The following is a 15805-nucleotide window of genomic DNA, read 5'->3' as shown; positions in this document are numbered from 1 at the left end:
CTATTTGTCAACTCGGTTTTAAAAGAAAGAAAAATCACTCAATTTATGTTATATTTGTAACAAATTGTTTATAAAAAGGGGATGGTTAAATGAATGCGGTTTCAATTGTGATAGGATCGATGTGTATTTTAGCGATTGCCTATCGCCTCTATGGCACGTTTATGATGGTGAAGGTATTAAAGGTCACAGATGATCATCCTACACCGGCTCATGCACTCGAGGATGGGAAAGATTATGTGCCAACAAACAAATGGGTCACATTTGGGCATCACTTTGCTGCAATTGCCGCTGCTGGTCCATTAGTTGGTCCGATTTTAGCCGCACAATTTGGGTATTTACCTGGTCTCCTTTGGCTCTTAATTGGAGCGGTGATTGGCGGAGCTGTTCATGATCTTGTGGTCTTGTTTGCTTCGATGCGAAAAAAGGGGAAATCACTATCCGAGGTAGCGAAAGAGGAGCTTGGTCCTGTGGCAGGATTTTGCACAGGGCTCGCCATGTTATTTATTATTACAATTACAATGGCAGGACTGTCCATGGTTGTGCTTCATGCTTTAGAACGAAATCCTTGGGGAACCTTTGCAGTTGGTATTACCATTCCAATAGCGATGGGAGTCGGCCTTTATTATAAAAAGACTGGCAATTTAAAGCTGGCGACATCTGCGGGATTCATATTACTGATGTTGGGGGTATTCCTTGGACCGAATATTCAAGGAACAGCACTTGGAGATTTGTTAACACTTGATACAAAAACGCTTGCTCTTGCCCTGCCAATCTATGCGTTCTTTGCTGCGGCCCTGCCGGTTTGGTTGCTTTTGGCACCAAGAGACTATTTAAGCAGTTTTATGAAAATTGGTGTTTTCATCGCGCTGATTGCGGGAATCTTTGTGGTTAATCCAACCATCCAATTTCCGGCGTTTACGGAGTTTGTAAATGGAGGAGGGCCTGTCTTAGCTGGACCTGTATGGCCTTTTATTTCGATTACCATTGCTTGTGGCGCGATTTCTGGTTTTCATGCATTTGTTGGCTCTGGCACAACGCCAAAAATGCTAGATCGTTGGAGTGATATGAAGCCGGTGGCGTTTGGCGCGATGCTCGTAGAATGTTTAGTGGGAATCATGGCGTTAATTGCCGCTACTGCGCTTCATCCGGGAGATTATTTTGCAATTAATAGTACACCTGAAGTGTTCCGTACGCTTGGTATGAGTGTCGAGAATCTTCCTCAACTAAGCAAAGAAATCGGTCTTGACTTAGAAGGAAGAACAGGTGGAGCTGTTACATTAGCTGTAGGGATGGCGTACATCTTTACGGGTATTCCGTTCTTTAGTCATTTGGCCTCTTATTTCTTCCAATTCGTGATTATGTTTGAAGCCGTCTTTATTTTAACGGCGATTGACGCAGGAACCCGTGTCGCGCGATATTTGATCCAAGACTTCTTTGGAGAAGCATATAAACCGCTGAAACGAAATGACTGGGTACCAGGGTCAGTCTTTGCAAGTGCACTTGCTTGTTTTATGTGGGGATACTTGCTTTACTCTGGAGACATTGGATCCATTTGGGCACTCTTTGGCGTGTCAAACCAATTAATGGCCTCGGTCGGATTAATCATTGGGGCGACGGTTGTATTAAAAATTGCGGATAAAAGACGGTATATGTTGACTTGTTTAATTCCACTTGCTTACTTATATGTGACGGTGAATTATGCGGGTTATTGGATGGTTGCGAATGTCTATCTCAATCCTGAAGCATCTGGCTACAGTGTACTGAATGCCGTGCTTTCGATGATTATGCTGATTTTAGGTTTTGTCATTATCGTGTTCGCTATTAAAAAGTGGATCGAGATTTGGCGCGATCCAGCTCTTCGAATGGAGACGCCAATCACTGGCTAAATGAACAAAGCCGGCTTGCTCATAGATAAGCAAACCGGCTTCTTGTTATTGCTGATGCTCAGGCTTTAAGCCCTGCTCCAATGTTTCAAGAATTTCATTTTTTTCATCTTCTGATGCCTCTTGCCATAACACCTCAAACAAAACGCCAAGCCCTGGCAGCATTTTTTCCTCGCCACTTTGAATCGCATCTAAAATCGTATGCTCAAGCTGCTCTTGATTATGGCCAGTAATGTTTTGAATCACTGCGCCTCTTAAATTAAAATCCATTGCCCACACTCCTTTTTTGATGGTGATAGCCCTATTCTGTCTCAAAGGCAGGTTTATTATGTAGTGTGCTTGAGATATAATAAATTCATGATATTTAAAGGAGTTAAAGTCGCTTGAAATATATAGAATCAGCTAAAAACGCACACATTAAACAATGGAAAAAGCTCCATACAAAAAAAGAACGAACGAAAACAGGGCTGTTCCTTGTTGAAGGAAAACACTTAGTAGAAGAAGCATTGAAAAGCGGGGTTGTAAAAGAGTTAATGGTCGCAACGCCTGACATGCTCCCTGCTGACATCGAGCCTGACATTGAGCTGTATGAATTAAGTGAAGAGGCTTTTACTGCGATGACGGAAACGGAAACACCTCAGCAAATCGCAGCGGTTTGTACAATTCCTGTATTTGAGGAGAAAAAGTATGAACGAATGCTTCTGTTAGATGCAGTGCAGGATCCGGGGAATTTAGGCACACTCATTCGGACAGCAGATGCAGCGGGTCTTGATGCTGTGATTCTAGGGGATGGAACCGTTGATGCGTTTAACGGAAAAACGCTCCGTTCAGCACAAGGGTCTCATTTTCACCTGCCTATCTTCAAACAAACGCTACAACAGACAATTCCAGCATTAAAGGCGCAAGGCATATCTGTATATGGCAGTGCTTTGAAAGATGCGAAAGAGTATAAACACATAGCATCAGAAGGTCCATTTGCGTTAATTGTAGGCAACGAGGGAGCAGGTATTGATCCAGAGATTCTTCAAATGACAGATCAAAATTTATATGTTCCAATGTACGGACAAGCGGAATCATTAAATGTGGCTGTGGCAGCAGCAGTTCTTGTCTATCATTTGCGCGGATAGTGTTGCATCACGTCCTATTTTTCACTATAATGAAACTAATATTTTAAAAACCATGATAGAGGAAGATTGTTTCACGAAGCGTCCTATTAGGGAGAATGCATCGTAGACTGAAAGTGCATTTAAGGAATGCTGAAACAGGAATTCACCTCTGGAGTTGTCACCGGGACCGCAGGTTTTGCGTAAAGGTGGACCGGATTCGTTTGATTCCGTTATGTCAATGAAGCTTATTCGCACATATATTTGTGCTTAACAAGGGTGGTACCGCGACCACAACTCGTCCCTTCTTTTTTGGAGGGGCGGGTTTTTTTATTGTCTTCAAACAATCAAACACCCGTTTATTCAGACGGTTTTGTATATTAAAAGGAGGATAACACTCATGCAAGAAACGTTAAAACAGCTTGAAACAGAAGCGATAGCGAAGGTAGAAGCAGCCAGCTCGCTCAAAGAAGTCAATGACATTCGTGTTCAATATTTAGGGAAAAAAGGTCCGATTACAGAAGTGCTGCGCGGAATGGGCAAGCTTTCCGCTGAAGAAAGACCAAAAATGGGCGCACTTGCAAATGAAGTGAGAGAGCAGATTGCTGGTGCCATTGCTGAAAAAAATGAGCAGCTAGAAGCAGAAGAAGTGAAAAAGAAACTGGCTTCTCAAACCATTGATGTCACATTACCAGCAAGTCCGATCAAAATTGGGGCAAGACATCCATTAACGATTGTCGTAGAAGATATTGAAGATTTATTTATCGGCATGGGCTATACCGTTGAAGAGGGCCCAGAGGTGGAAACAGATTACTATAACTTTGAAGCGCTCAATCTTCCAAAAGAACATCCGGCACGTGATATGCAGGACAGCTTCTATATTACTGAAGACACACTCATGAGAACGCAAACATCACCCGTTCAAGCGCGTACACTTGAGAAATATAAAGGCCAAGGTCCTGTGAAAATCATCTGCCCTGGTAAGGTATATAGACGTGACAGCGATGATGCCACTCACTCCCATCAATTCATGCAAATTGAAGGACTTGTGGTCGATCACAATATTAGCATGAGTGACCTCAAAGGAACGCTTGAGACAGTCGCAAGAAAAATGTTTGGTGAAGATCGTGAAATTAGACTGCGCCCAAGCTTTTTCCCATTCACAGAACCTTCCGTTGAAGTTGATGTGTCATGCTTTAAATGCGGCGGGAAAGGCTGTTCTGTATGTAAAGGAACAGGCTGGATTGAAATTTTAGGTGCAGGAATGGTACACCCGAATGTATTGAAAATGAGCGGATTTGATCCAGATACTTATCAAGGCTTTGCTTTTGGAATGGGTGTTGAACGTATTGCGATGTTGAAATACGGCATAGATGACATTCGTCATTTCTACACAAATGATATTAGATTCACGAAGCAATTTAAGCAGGACTAAGAGGAGGAAATCAACATGTTTGTTTCATATAAATGGTTAGAGGACTATGTCGATTTAGAAGGCATTCAGCCGGATGAATTAGCAGAGAAAATTACAAGAAGTGGAATTGAAGTGGAAGCCGTTGAGTATAAAGGCGAAGGCATCAAAGGTGTTGTCGTTGGACACGTCATTGAACGTGAACAGCATCCGAATGCGGATAAATTAAACAAATGTCTTGTTGATATCGGCGAAGACGCACCGGTGCAAATTATATGTGGGGCTCCAAATGTGGATAAAGGACAGCATGTGGCTGTCGCAACGGTTGGTGCAGTCCTTCCTGGAAACTTTAAAATTAAAAAAGCAAAACTGCGCGGTGAAGAGTCTCATGGCATGATTTGTTCTCTGCAAGAATTAGGCGTAGAGAGCAAGCTCGTACCAAAAGAATATGCAGAAGGTATCTTTGTTTTCCCGAATGACGTGAAACCAGGAGATGATGCCCTTCAAGCGCTTCAATTAGATGATGCGGTACTTGAACTTGGCTTAACACCAAACCGTGCCGATGCCCTTAATATGCTAGGAGTGGCTTATGAGGTTGCCGCCATTTTAGGGAGAGACATCAAGCTTCCTGATACAGCGCATGACACTTCTTCTGAAAAAGCAGCAGACTATATTTCTGTTAAAATTGAGGATCAAGAAGCGAATCCACTTTATGCAGCGAAGATCATTAAAAATGTAAAGATTGGACCAGCACCGCTTTGGATGCAAACAAGATTGATGAATGCAGGTATCCGCCCAATTAACAACGTCGTGGATATTACGAATTTTGTCTTACTTGAATACGGTCAACCTCTACATGCCTTTGATTATGACCGGTTTGGTTCAAAGCAGGTGGTCGTACGTAAAGCGGCTGAAAATGAAATGATTCAAACTCTGGATGAACAAGAACGTACATTGTCTTCGAAGCATCTTGTCATTACAAATGGCACAAAAGCGCATGCTGTTGCAGGTGTCATGGGCGGTTTTGAATCAGAGGTGCGTGATGAGACGACAACGATTCTTTTAGAAGCGGCATATTTCAACGGTCAAACCGTCCGTCAAGCATCTAGAGACTTAGGGCTTCGCAGTGAATCAAGCACACGATTTGAAAAAGGGCTCGATCCGCAGCGGACGAAATCAGCAGCCGAAAGAGCAGCGCAATTGATCAGCATCTATGCGGGTGGTGAAGTGCTAAGCGGTACAGTTGAGGAAAACCACCTTGAAATAAATATGAATGTCATCCATGTATCTACTGAGCGTGTGAACAAGGTGCTTGGCATGAGCATTTCAAAAGAAGATATGATTCAAATTTTCAACAAACTAGGCTTTACAGTAGGCGAATCAAATGATGTTCTTGTCGTAACGGTTCCTTCTCGCCGAATGGATATCACGATTGAAGAAGACCTCATTGAAGAAGTTGCGAGATTATACGGATATGATAATATCCCATCTACACTGCCTGCGACAGCTGGTACCGTTGGCGGTCTCACGCCATACCAAGTGAAGCGCAGAAAGGTGAGACGTTTCTTAGAGGGTGCAGGGCTTTCTCAAGCGATTACGTATTCATTAACGAATCAGCATAAGTCCACAGCCTTTGCTTTAAATTCAGCTTATCAAACAAGACTTTCCCTGCCAATGAGTGAGGAACGCAGTGTGCTGAGACAAAGCCTTCTGCCAAACTTACTTGATTCTGTCGCATATAACTTAGCAAGACAAGCTGATTCTTTTGCCTTTTACGAAACAGGTTCTGTTTTCTTAGCGGAAACGGAAGGCGCAAAACCAGTAGAGAAAGAGCATGTGGCAGGTGCGTTAACAGGTCTTTGGCATAAAAATCTTTGGCAGGGCGAGAAAAAAGCTGTCGATTTTTATGTAGCGAAGGGTATTGCAGAAGGGCTGTTTGAAAAGCTTGGTGTATCAGAAGAGATCACGTATGTTCAAGCAGAGCGTGAGGGCCTTCACCCAGGACGTACAGCCGATGTTCATTTAAATGGAAAAGTGATTGGCTTTGTAGCTGCACTTCATCCAGTAGTGGAAAAGGAATTAGATTTAAAAGAAACGTATGTATTTGAATTTGATTTAACAGATGTGATGACGTCTGAAACAGAGGATATGAAATATACGGCTATTCCGAGATTCCCAGCAGTGACAAGAGACATCGCACTTGTCGTCGATCAGCATATTTCAAGCGGACAGCTGGAGCAAGTCATTTATGAAGCTGGCGGCCAATTGCTCACAGACCTTTCCGTCTTTGATGTGTATGAGGGTGAGCATATGGAAGAAGGCAAAAAGTCTGTTGCATTCTCTCTGCAATATTTAAACCCAGAACAAACGTTGACCGAGGAAGAAGTCACGGCTGTTCATACAAACGTATTGAAAGCATTAGAAGATACGTATCAAGCCGTCTTGCGCGGATAATAAAAAGAGCTATCGCTTTATGGGCGATAGCTCTTTTTTGATTATAACCATTTTTTCGCTTTTTGGGTGTTGGCAAAATGAAGTTTTGTAAATTGGCGTAAAGCCTCTTCGCCGTGCTGTTTCATCAGCTTTGCTGCCGCTTTGTCAACATGCGGACCGGCCCCTTTTGGAATGTCAAAGCCCGCTGCTTTTGATAATTTATCCATTTCAATTAAAAAAGCATATCTTGCAATAATAGAAGCTGCAGCAACCGATAAGTGGATGCCTTCTGCTTTCGTACTAAAATATGTACGCTCCCGAATGATCTTTTTCCCCGCAAGGTGCCTGAAATAAATACCTGGTTCGGCAAATTGGTCGATGAGAATGGCTTCTGGTTTCTTGCCATCCAGTTTTTCTAGCACGGAGGTGATGACTTGGTTATGAAGCAGTGCCTTCATTTTCCCTTGGCTCATGCCCTTTTCCTGCATCGCATTGTATTTTTCATTCCGAAGCACGAGAAGGCTGAACGGGATGGTTTTGATCAAGTCTTTGGCAATGTTGATAATCTGCGGATCTTTTAGTCCTTTTGAGTCTTTCACCCCGAGCTCTTTCATGAGAGCAAGCTGACTGGAATCAACATAAGCCGCACAGACCGTAATGGGTCCAAAATAATCGCCAGTACCGACCTCATCTGAGCCAATAACCGACATGGAAGCGATGCCGGGTGGTGGGCTGTACTGTGTGATGGATGGTGTTTTTTTGCTTTTTGTTTCAGCTGTTTGTAAATGGTTGAACTGACTCGCTTCAGCTTCTGCCTTTTGTCCTTGGAACAGTACTTTTCCAGATTTGTAGGCTGTAATCGTACAGCCGGGAACCTTTGCTTGAAATAGAGCGCCTGGCGGCAAAGTGTCAGTTAAATGCTGAGCGTACACGCTCTTCATTTTTTTCATGTCTTCTGATGTTGCTTTTAAGACGGATTGGGGCACAGTGGATAACTCCTTTTTACCTTGATATCATTGATTTCTAAAGTGTACCATAACAGGGAAGGGCTCGTCTTTCCATTCAATGTCTAAACATGTTATGATAGATACTAGGATTCTCGTGGAATGGAGGAGAAACGTTGTCTGACGGCGGTAAAACGAAAACAACAGTTGAGATTTACGGACAGTCCTATACGATCATCGGCCAAGAAACGAAGATGCATATGCGACATGTTGCTTCAATTGTTGATGATAAAATGAGAGAAATCAATGAAAAAAATCCATACCTTGATATAAACAAATTAGCTGTACTGACAGCAGTCAATGTCGTCCACGACTACTTGAAATTAAAAGAGCAATACGAAAAACTAGAGCTTCATCTAAAAGAAAAGGAATGAAATTACCGTGATCGATATCATCATTTTGTTTTTGCTTCTTATGGGAACGCTTGTCGGTCTAAAACGCGGGTTTATTCTTCAATTTATTAAATTGATTAGCTTTGTTGTTTCTATTTTAGTGGCTTCTCTGTTTTATCAGTCACTTGCACCACAGCTTACGTGGATTCCAGCACCTAATTTTAGCGGCGGTCAAGCGCAGCTCGCTTTCTTTAGTGGGAATCTAGAAACAGCTTATTATAATACCATTGCGTTTATCATTCTGTTTATCTTGACCAAAATCCTGCTCGCTATCATCGGCGGATTGCTCACAACCATTGCAAGTATCCCTGTGATTAAACAGGTCAACAAACTGCTTGGCGCTGTTTTAGGATTTCTTGAAACCTATCTATTTGTGTTTATTCTATTGTTTGTGGCTGCATTACTTCCAGTCGATGCGCTTCAAACCATGATGAGCAAATCAATGTTAGCAGATGTGATCGTAAATAGCACCCCTTACCTGTCCGGTCTTGTCAAAGACCTCTGGTCGACGTATGGAGTTTAAGAACTTCTCCTTTCTTGGAGAAGTTTTTTCTCATTCCATGACAGAAAGTTGTAGGATGAAGGGAAAGTTTGTATATTTATATAGGAAGATGCCAAAGCGGCTGGAGGATGAGAGATGAATAAAAAAGATATTATCAAACTTCTTGAAACAATTGCAGTCTATATGGAGCTAAAAGGAGATAATCCTTTTAAAATTTCTGCCTTTCGTAAAGCAGCTGCGGCACTGGAACAAGATGACCGCAGTCTTTCTCAAATAGATGACCTATTAGCATTACCCGGCATTGGAAAAGGAACCTTTGCTGTGATCACAGAGTATATCGAAAAAGGACAGTCTGAAACACTCGAACAATTAAAAAAAGAAGTGCCTGAAGGACTTGTCCCGCTCTTAAAATTGCAAGGACTCGGCGGGAAGAAGATTGCTAAGCTCTACCAAGAGCTTGGTGTTCACGATGCACAGTCTTTAAAAGAAGCATGTGAAGCGGAAAAAGTACAAACGCTTGCTGGGTTTGGCAAAAAAACAGAAGAAAAGATTCTTGCCGCTCTTGAGGAGGCAGGGAAGCAGCCAGAACGACTGCCAATTGGCTTTGCATTAGATGTGGCAGAGCGAATTGATCATGCGCTGGAACAGATGGAGGGAATCATCCGCTTTTCAAGAGCGGGTAGTTTAAGACGTGCGCGTGAAACGGTTAAAGATTTAGATTACATCATTGCGACTGATAACCCTGAACAAGTGAGAGAACAACTTGTTGCTCTTGATGATGTCAAAGATATCATTGCGAGCGGTGATACGAAGGTATCGGTCATGCTTGCACTTGATTTTGAAATCAGTGTAGATTTCCGGCTTGTGACAACAGACCAATTTGCAACAACGCTGCACCATTTCACTGGCTCAAAAGATCATAACATTCGTATGCGACAGCTTGCGAAGGAGCGCGGTGAGCGTATTAGTGAATATGGGGTTGAAACGATCGAAACTGGGGATGTGAAAACATTTGAAGACGAAAGCGCTTTTTATGCACATTTCCAACTTCCGCTCATTCCGCCAGAAATTCGTGAAACCGGAGCAGAGATTGATTCGTATAAAGAAAGTATGCAATTTGTAGAACGAAAAGATATCAAAGGCGATCTTCATATGCACTCGACATGGAGTGATGGCGCTTTTTCTATTCGCGAAATGGCAGAGGCATGTATCGCAAAAGGCTATGAATACATGGCCATTACAGACCACTCACAATATTTAAAAGTAGCAAACGGTTTAACAAAAGAACGTTTGCGTTTGCAAGCAAAAGAAATTGACAAGCTGAATCAAGAATTCGAGCATTTTCACATTTTCAAAGGGGTCGAAATGGATATTCTGCCGGATGGATCGTTAGATTATGATGATGACTTTCTAGCAGACATGGATTTTGTCATTGCTTCTATTCATTCTAGCTTCTCTCAGCCGGAGGAAGTCATTATGGAGCGCCTAGAAAATGCCTTGAATAATCAGCATGTGGATTTAATTGCTCATCCAACTGGCCGTTTGATCGGTAGACGAGACGGCTATGCCTTAAATATTGATCAGCTCATAGAGCTTGCGAAAAAAACGGGCACTGCACTGGAACTCAACAGCAACCCGTCAAGACTGGATTTAAAAACAGAGCATTTAATGAAAGCAAACGAAGCGGGTGTGAACATCATGATCAACACAGATGCACACAACATCGCCATGCTCGATCATATGGACGTCGGTGTCACAGCTGCAAGAAAGGGCTGGACACCAAAAGCAAATGTCGTGAATACATTTTCACTCAATGAGATGAAAAAGTTTTTAACGCGTGACAGGTAGTCGTTAGGAGGCTGGACCATGCTGCAACAAAAAGTGTTAGCATCATTAGAATTTCATAAAGTAAAAGAAAAAGTCATGTCCTATACTGCTTCGACTTTAGGGAAAGAAAAAGCGCAGGACTTAATACCACTCACAGATATCGAGAGCATTCAGCATCTGCTAGAAGAGGTAGCAGAAGCGCAAGATGTGATTCGTTTAAAAGGATCTGCGCCGTTTGGCGGGTTAACGGATATTAGACGAGGCGTCAAACGAGCAGAAATAGGCAGTATATTAAGCCCTTCTGAGCTGATGGAAATTGCGGCGCTGTTATATACCACAAAAAACATGAAGCACTTTCTCGCCTCTATGTATGAGGACGGAGTAGAGATACCCCGTCTTCATACATATGCAGAATCGCTGATTTTACTGCCAGACGTGAGAAAAGAAATCGAAAGCTGTATTGGTGATAATGGAGAAGTGCTTGATCACGCAACGCCAGCCCTCCGCACCATACGAACGCAGTTACGATCACTAGAATCAAAAGTACGAGATAAATTAGAATCAATGATTCGTTCACAATCTGCCTCGAAAATGCTGTCAGACACCATTGTGACCATTCGTAATGATCGGTTTGTCATTCCCGTAAAACAAGAGTACCGCTCGAATTATGGAGGGATTGTTCACGATCAATCTTCTTCAGGCGCAACTCTTTTTATTGAGCCGCAGGTGGTCGTAGATTTAAATAACACCTTGCAGCAAACTCGCCTAAAAGAAAAGCAAGAGATTGAAAAGATTTTGCAAATGCTGACAGCGAGTGTGTCAGAGCACATTGATGAATTGCTTCATAATGTGAATGAACTTCAGACATTAGATTTTATTTTCGCCAAAGCCAAATATGCAAAAGCAGAAAAAGCCACAAAACCTACTGTGAATAACCAAGGGGAGATTTATTTAAAACGGGCAAGACATCCCCTATTGCCCCGAGATCAGGTTGTGGCAAATGATATTGAGCTAGGGAAAGATTTTTCTACGATCGTCATCACAGGTCCAAATACAGGCGGTAAGACCGTCACTTTAAAAACACTCGGACTTCTTACGCTGATGACGCAGGCAGGTCTTCATATTCCAGTCGAAGAAGGATCAGAAGTGGCTGTATTCGATCAAGTCTTTGCTGATATTGGAGACGAGCAGTCTATTGAACAGAGCTTGAGTACTTTCTCATCTCATATGGTCAATATTGTGGATATCTTAAAGCATTTGACGTCTAATTCACTCGTGTTATTTGATGAATTAGGTGCGGGAACAGATCCTGCTGAAGGTGCAGCACTTGCGATGAGCATCTTAGATGAAGTTCATCAAACAAATGCGCGCGTCATCGCAACGACTCACTATCCTGAGCTGAAGGCATACGGGTATAACCGAGAAGGCGTCACAAATGCGAGTGTAGAGTTTGATATTGAAACCTTATCCCCTACATATCGCTTGCTCATCGGGGTGCCGGGACGAAGTAATGCATTTGAAATTTCCAAGCGTCTAGGACTGCCTCATCATTTAATTGACCGTGCAAAAGCAGATATGCACGCAGAACATAATGAAGTCGATCAGATGATTGCTTCATTAGAAGACAGCAAAAAACAAGCAGAAGAAGAACTGCATGAGACGGAATTCTATAGAAAAGAAGCAGAGAAGCTCCATAAAGAACTGCAAAAACAAATCCTTGAATGGAATGAACAAAAGGACAAACTGCTGGAAGAAGCTGAACAAAAAGCGGCAGAAAAAATTGAACAAGCAACAAAAGAAGCAGAAGAGATTATTCAAGAGCTTCGGTCCATTAAAAGTGAGCATCGTTCATTCAAAGAACATGAACTCATTGATGCGAGAAAGCGTCTTGAAGAAGCTGTCCCTGAGTTTGACCGTAAGAAAAAACCAGAGCCAGTGAAAAAAGCAGCAAGACAGCTAAAGCCAGGCGATGAAGTCAAAGTGCTGACGTTTGGCCAAAAAGGAACGCTCATCGAACAAACGGGTAACAAAGAATGGAGTGTCCAAATGGGCATTCTAAAAATGAAAGTAAAAGAAAAAGATATGGAATTTATCAAATCAGCACCGGAATTTAAACAAGAGAAAGCCATCACGGCGGTCAAAGGAAAAGACTATCATGTATCACTTGAGCTTGATTTAAGAGGAGAGCGTTATGAGAATGCCTTAAGCAGAGTCGAGAAATACTTAGATGATGCCGTCTTAGCTGGCTATCCGCGCGTGTCGATCATTCACGGTAAAGGCACTGGCGCCTTGAGAAAAGGGGTCCAGGAATTATTAAAACAGCACCGTAGTGTAAAAAATGCTCGTTTTGGAGAACAAGGCGAGGGAGGATCAGGCGTCACCATCGTCGAATTAAAGTAAAAAGGAGAAAACGCATGAAAGCCTTTTGGGAAAATGAACTTGTGGAAATTGCCGCCTATTACAGCGTGGCCGTCCTATGTCTTGTCTTATTTCTTACCATATTTGAACTCGTGACCTCCTATAAAAACTGGGAAGAGATTCAGCGGGGGAACTTAGCTGTTGCTATGGCAACCGGCGGGAAGATTTTTGGGATTGCCAATGTCTTTCAGCATTCCATCGCCCAGCACAACTCGCTTCTTCAAATGGTCGGATGGGGCGTATACGGCTTTGTGATGCTGCTCGTCAGCTATTTCATTTTTGAATTTTTAACACCACGATTTAAAGTAGACAAAGAGATTGAGAATGATAATAGAGCGGTCGGGTTTATTTCACTCATTATTTCTGTTGGGCTGTCTTATGTAGTAGCAGCCGGCATTTAAGGAGACGACATGGAAAAACTAGCCAAAGTATTAATTGTAGTTGCCTGCACTTTTGCGGTTATTGGTGCCGTTTACATGTTCCTGTAAAATGAAGAATACATTCTAGAAAGCTGTCAGGGAAAACCTTGACAGCTTTTCACTCATCAAAGGCGGCGAATCAGAATGAATCAAATCTTGCAAAAAGACGAACTCATAAAGCGCATTGACAGTTGTCTCAAAAATACATCTCTTCCCCAAGACATATATGAACCGTATATTGCACGTCCTTTTCAAACGACTGGTTTTTTTGATGATTTGAGCCCCTATATTGAAATTGATCCAGCCGGCTATATTCTTATTCAATATGAACGAGGGATTAAAGTGCTTCATAAAAGAACAAAAGAGGCGGATGAAGTCGTTTATTGGATTTTAGAAGACACCATCTTTCTAACTGTGTATCTAGACATGATGAGACAATATCAAGTGGACAACATCCACACACATTTACCTAATGACCCTAGTATCCATAAACAGATTGTGGAGAGAGTCCATGAGTCATTTCGTGAGATCGGTGGATTATACGAAAAGTGGCATCATGAAGGGAAAAGAGCCTCTATAGAAACACCGGCGAAAAAATGAAGATGTGTCATGGAACGAGCTCGATTTGAAAAAAGCAAACAGCCATAAGGAAAAGTTTGCTATAATAAAATAGTACGAAAGTTCAGGAAGGAGGGTTTTTATGCAGTCAGATAAACGTTGGCTTCTGCATTACCCGAATCAAATTCCCCACGAACTCACCATCCCAAATGAAACGTTGCAATCTTACTTATTCAGCTCCGCAGAGGCAGCACCTGAGCATACAGCCATTCATTTTTTAGGAAAAAACATCACCTACCAGCAGTTACAAGAAGATGCACTGAAATTAGCCAGTCACTTGATTGACATCGGTGTCAAAAAAGGCGACAGAGTAGCGATTATGCTGCCAAACTGCCCGCAATCGGTGATTTCTTATTATGCAGTTTTAATAGCAGGCGGCATTGTCGTTCAAACCAATCCGCTTTATACGGAGAAAGAACTGGAATATCAAATGGAGGACAGCGGCTCTAAGGTGCTGATCACTCTCGATCTACTGTATCCAAAGGCCTATAAAATGAAAGCGCTGACAAGTATGGAACATTTGATCATCACAAAATTACAAGATTACTTGCCATTTCCGAAAAATATATTGTTTCCGATTGTCCAGCGAAGGAAAAACAACATGGTCATCCAAGTGGAGAAGAGTGAGACCATTCATCATTTCTCACAGATCATGAAAGAATCGTCAGGAGAACGAATTCCGCAAATATCCTTTCAACCGAAAGAGGATGTCGCAGTTTTGCAATATACAGGCGGAACGACCGGTTTACCAAAAGGGGTCATGCTCACACACGAAAATATAGTAGCCAATACAGAAATGTGTGCATCCTGGATGTATAAAACGAACCGTGGAAAAGAACGGATTCTTGGGATCATTCCGTTTTTTCATGTATACGGCATGACGACCGTGCTAAACCTTGCAGTCAAGGAAGGTCATCAAATGATTCTTCTTCCGCGTTTTGATGCAGCGGATGCCTTGAAGACCATTGAAAAACAGAAACCGACGCTGTTCCCAGGAGCACCAACGATGTATATTGCCCTGCTTCATCATCCGAATATTGAAAAGTATGACCTATCATCCATCACCGCATGCTTAAGCGGATCGGCCGCTCTTCCTGTTGAAGTCAAACAGAGTTTTGAAAAACTAACAGGAGGAAGGCTGGTGGAGGGGTATGGACTTTCAGAAACTTCTCCTGTCACTCATGCCAATTTCTTATGGGGAGCGAACAAAATAGGAAGTATCGGGTGCCCTTGGCCGAATACAGATGCCGGTATTTATTGTGAAGAAACGGGTGGACTCAAAGCGCCATATGAGCACGGAGAGATTATCGTCAAAGGTCCTCAAATCATGAAAGGATACTGGAATCAGCCGGAGGAGACAGCGGCAGTGTTAAGAGACGGCTGGTTTTTCACAGGAGACATTGGGTATATGGATGAGGATGGTTTTTTCTATATCGTAGACCGGAAAAAGGATGTCATCATCGCGAGCGGCTATAATATTTACCCAAGAGAGGTTGAAGAAGCCCTTTATGAGCATGAGCTTGTACAAGAAGTTGTTGTGGCGGGTATTCCAGATCCGTATAGAGGGGAAACAGTAAAAGCCTTTGTTGTCCCGAAAAAGGATGCCTATGTAACAGAGGATGAACTGGATCGTTTTGTAAGAACAAGAATTGCCTCATTTAAAGTGCCGCGTGTCTACGAATTTAAGGAATCACTGCCTAAAACGGCTGTAGGGAAAATCTTGCGCAGGGTGTTAATTGAAGAAGAAAAAAGAAAGCAATCATCTTCAACAGAAGAACCAGTCGATCAATGAGAG

The 15805-nt window shown here is 42.5% G+C and carries 13 protein-coding genes; 11 read left to right on the top strand and 2 right to left on the bottom strand.

What is annotated here, in order from left to right:
• The first annotated feature begins 89 nt into the window (after window positions 1–89).
• Complete coding sequence (gene cstA / locus NSQ64_RS14820) at window positions 90–1886, top strand: carbon starvation protein CstA (RefSeq protein ID WP_039168858.1); 1797 nt, start codon at window positions 90–92, stop codon at window positions 1884–1886.
• 45 nt (window positions 1887–1931) lie between these two features.
• Here the strand turns inward: cstA and sspI are convergent, their stop codons facing one another.
• Window positions 1932–2153, bottom strand: a complete 222-nt coding sequence (sspI, locus tag NSQ64_RS14815; RefSeq protein ID WP_008346010.1) for a small acid-soluble spore protein SspI — start codon at window positions 2151–2153, stop codon at window positions 1932–1934.
• A gap of 113 nt (window positions 2154–2266) precedes the next feature.
• Between sspI and NSQ64_RS14810 the strand changes: the two genes are divergently transcribed.
• From NSQ64_RS14810 to pheT, 3 genes are all read left to right on the top strand, one after another.
• A complete protein-coding gene (locus NSQ64_RS14810) occupies window positions 2267–3010 on the top strand; it encodes a TrmH family RNA methyltransferase (protein ID WP_135009382.1) in 744 nt (247 codons plus the stop codon).
• Window positions 3011–3386: 376 nt separating this feature from the next.
• On the top strand, window positions 3387–4421 hold the full coding sequence (gene pheS / locus NSQ64_RS14805; RefSeq protein ID WP_008346004.1) for a phenylalanine--tRNA ligase subunit alpha: 1035 nt from the start codon (window positions 3387–3389) through the stop codon (window positions 4419–4421).
• Between the two features lie 15 nt (window positions 4422–4436).
• Window positions 4437–6851 (top strand): phenylalanine--tRNA ligase subunit beta, encoded by a 2415-nt coding sequence (pheT, locus tag NSQ64_RS14800; protein WP_216894827.1) that lies wholly within the window; start codon window positions 4437–4439, stop codon window positions 6849–6851.
• Between the two features lie 41 nt (window positions 6852–6892).
• Here the strand turns inward: pheT and rnhC are convergent, their stop codons facing one another.
• Window positions 6893–7816 carry a ribonuclease HIII gene (rnhC, locus tag NSQ64_RS14795; RefSeq protein WP_024718641.1) on the bottom strand — a complete coding sequence of 308 codons (924 nt, stop codon included), beginning with the start codon at window positions 7814–7816 and terminating at the stop codon, window positions 6893–6895.
• Window positions 7817–7950: 134 nt separating this feature from the next.
• Here rnhC and zapA point away from each other — a divergent pair, with 134 nt between their 5' ends.
• The 7 genes from zapA to NSQ64_RS14760 all read left to right on the top strand — a co-directional run bounded on the left by zapA (window position 7951) and on the right by NSQ64_RS14760 (window position 15802).
• On the top strand, window positions 7951–8208 hold the full coding sequence (gene zapA, locus NSQ64_RS14790) for a cell division protein ZapA (RefSeq protein ID WP_008345998.1): 258 nt from the start codon (window positions 7951–7953) through the stop codon (window positions 8206–8208).
• A 7-nt stretch (window positions 8209–8215) separates the two neighbouring features.
• The gene (locus tag NSQ64_RS14785; protein ID WP_025207758.1) at window positions 8216–8749 is read left to right on the top strand and encodes a CvpA family protein; all 534 of its coding nucleotides are present in this window, start codon (window positions 8216–8218) and stop codon (window positions 8747–8749) included.
• Window positions 8750–8863: 114 nt separating this feature from the next.
• Window positions 8864–10576: a DNA polymerase/3'-5' exonuclease PolX gene (gene polX / locus NSQ64_RS14780; protein WP_203143502.1), complete on the top strand. Its 1713-nt coding sequence runs from the start codon at window positions 8864–8866 to the stop codon at window positions 10574–10576.
• 21 nt (window positions 10577–10597) lie between these two features.
• Window positions 10598–12955, top strand: coding sequence for an endonuclease MutS2 (locus NSQ64_RS14775; RefSeq protein WP_024718639.1), 2358 nt, complete (start codon window positions 10598–10600; stop codon window positions 12953–12955).
• 14 nt (window positions 12956–12969) lie between these two features.
• Window positions 12970–13374 carry a DUF350 domain-containing protein gene (locus NSQ64_RS14770; RefSeq protein ID WP_007501637.1) on the top strand — a complete coding sequence of 135 codons (405 nt, stop codon included), beginning with the start codon at window positions 12970–12972 and terminating at the stop codon, window positions 13372–13374.
• A gap of 162 nt (window positions 13375–13536) precedes the next feature.
• Complete coding sequence (locus NSQ64_RS14765; protein WP_341017117.1) at window positions 13537–13992, top strand: Imm63 family immunity protein; 456 nt, start codon at window positions 13537–13539, stop codon at window positions 13990–13992.
• 100 nt (window positions 13993–14092) lie between these two features.
• Window positions 14093–15802, top strand: coding sequence for an AMP-binding protein (locus NSQ64_RS14760; protein WP_113767054.1), 1710 nt, complete (start codon window positions 14093–14095; stop codon window positions 15800–15802).
• The last annotated feature ends 3 nt before the right edge of the window (window positions 15803–15805 follow it).

Origin of the sequence: Bacillus sp. FSL W8-0183, assembly GCF_038006825.1 — a bacterium.
Lineage (GTDB): Bacteria > Bacillota > Bacilli > Bacillales > Bacillaceae > Bacillus > Bacillus altitudinis.
Note: the sequence above shows the minus strand (reverse complement) of the source record. Positions and strands in the feature narration are given on the sequence as shown.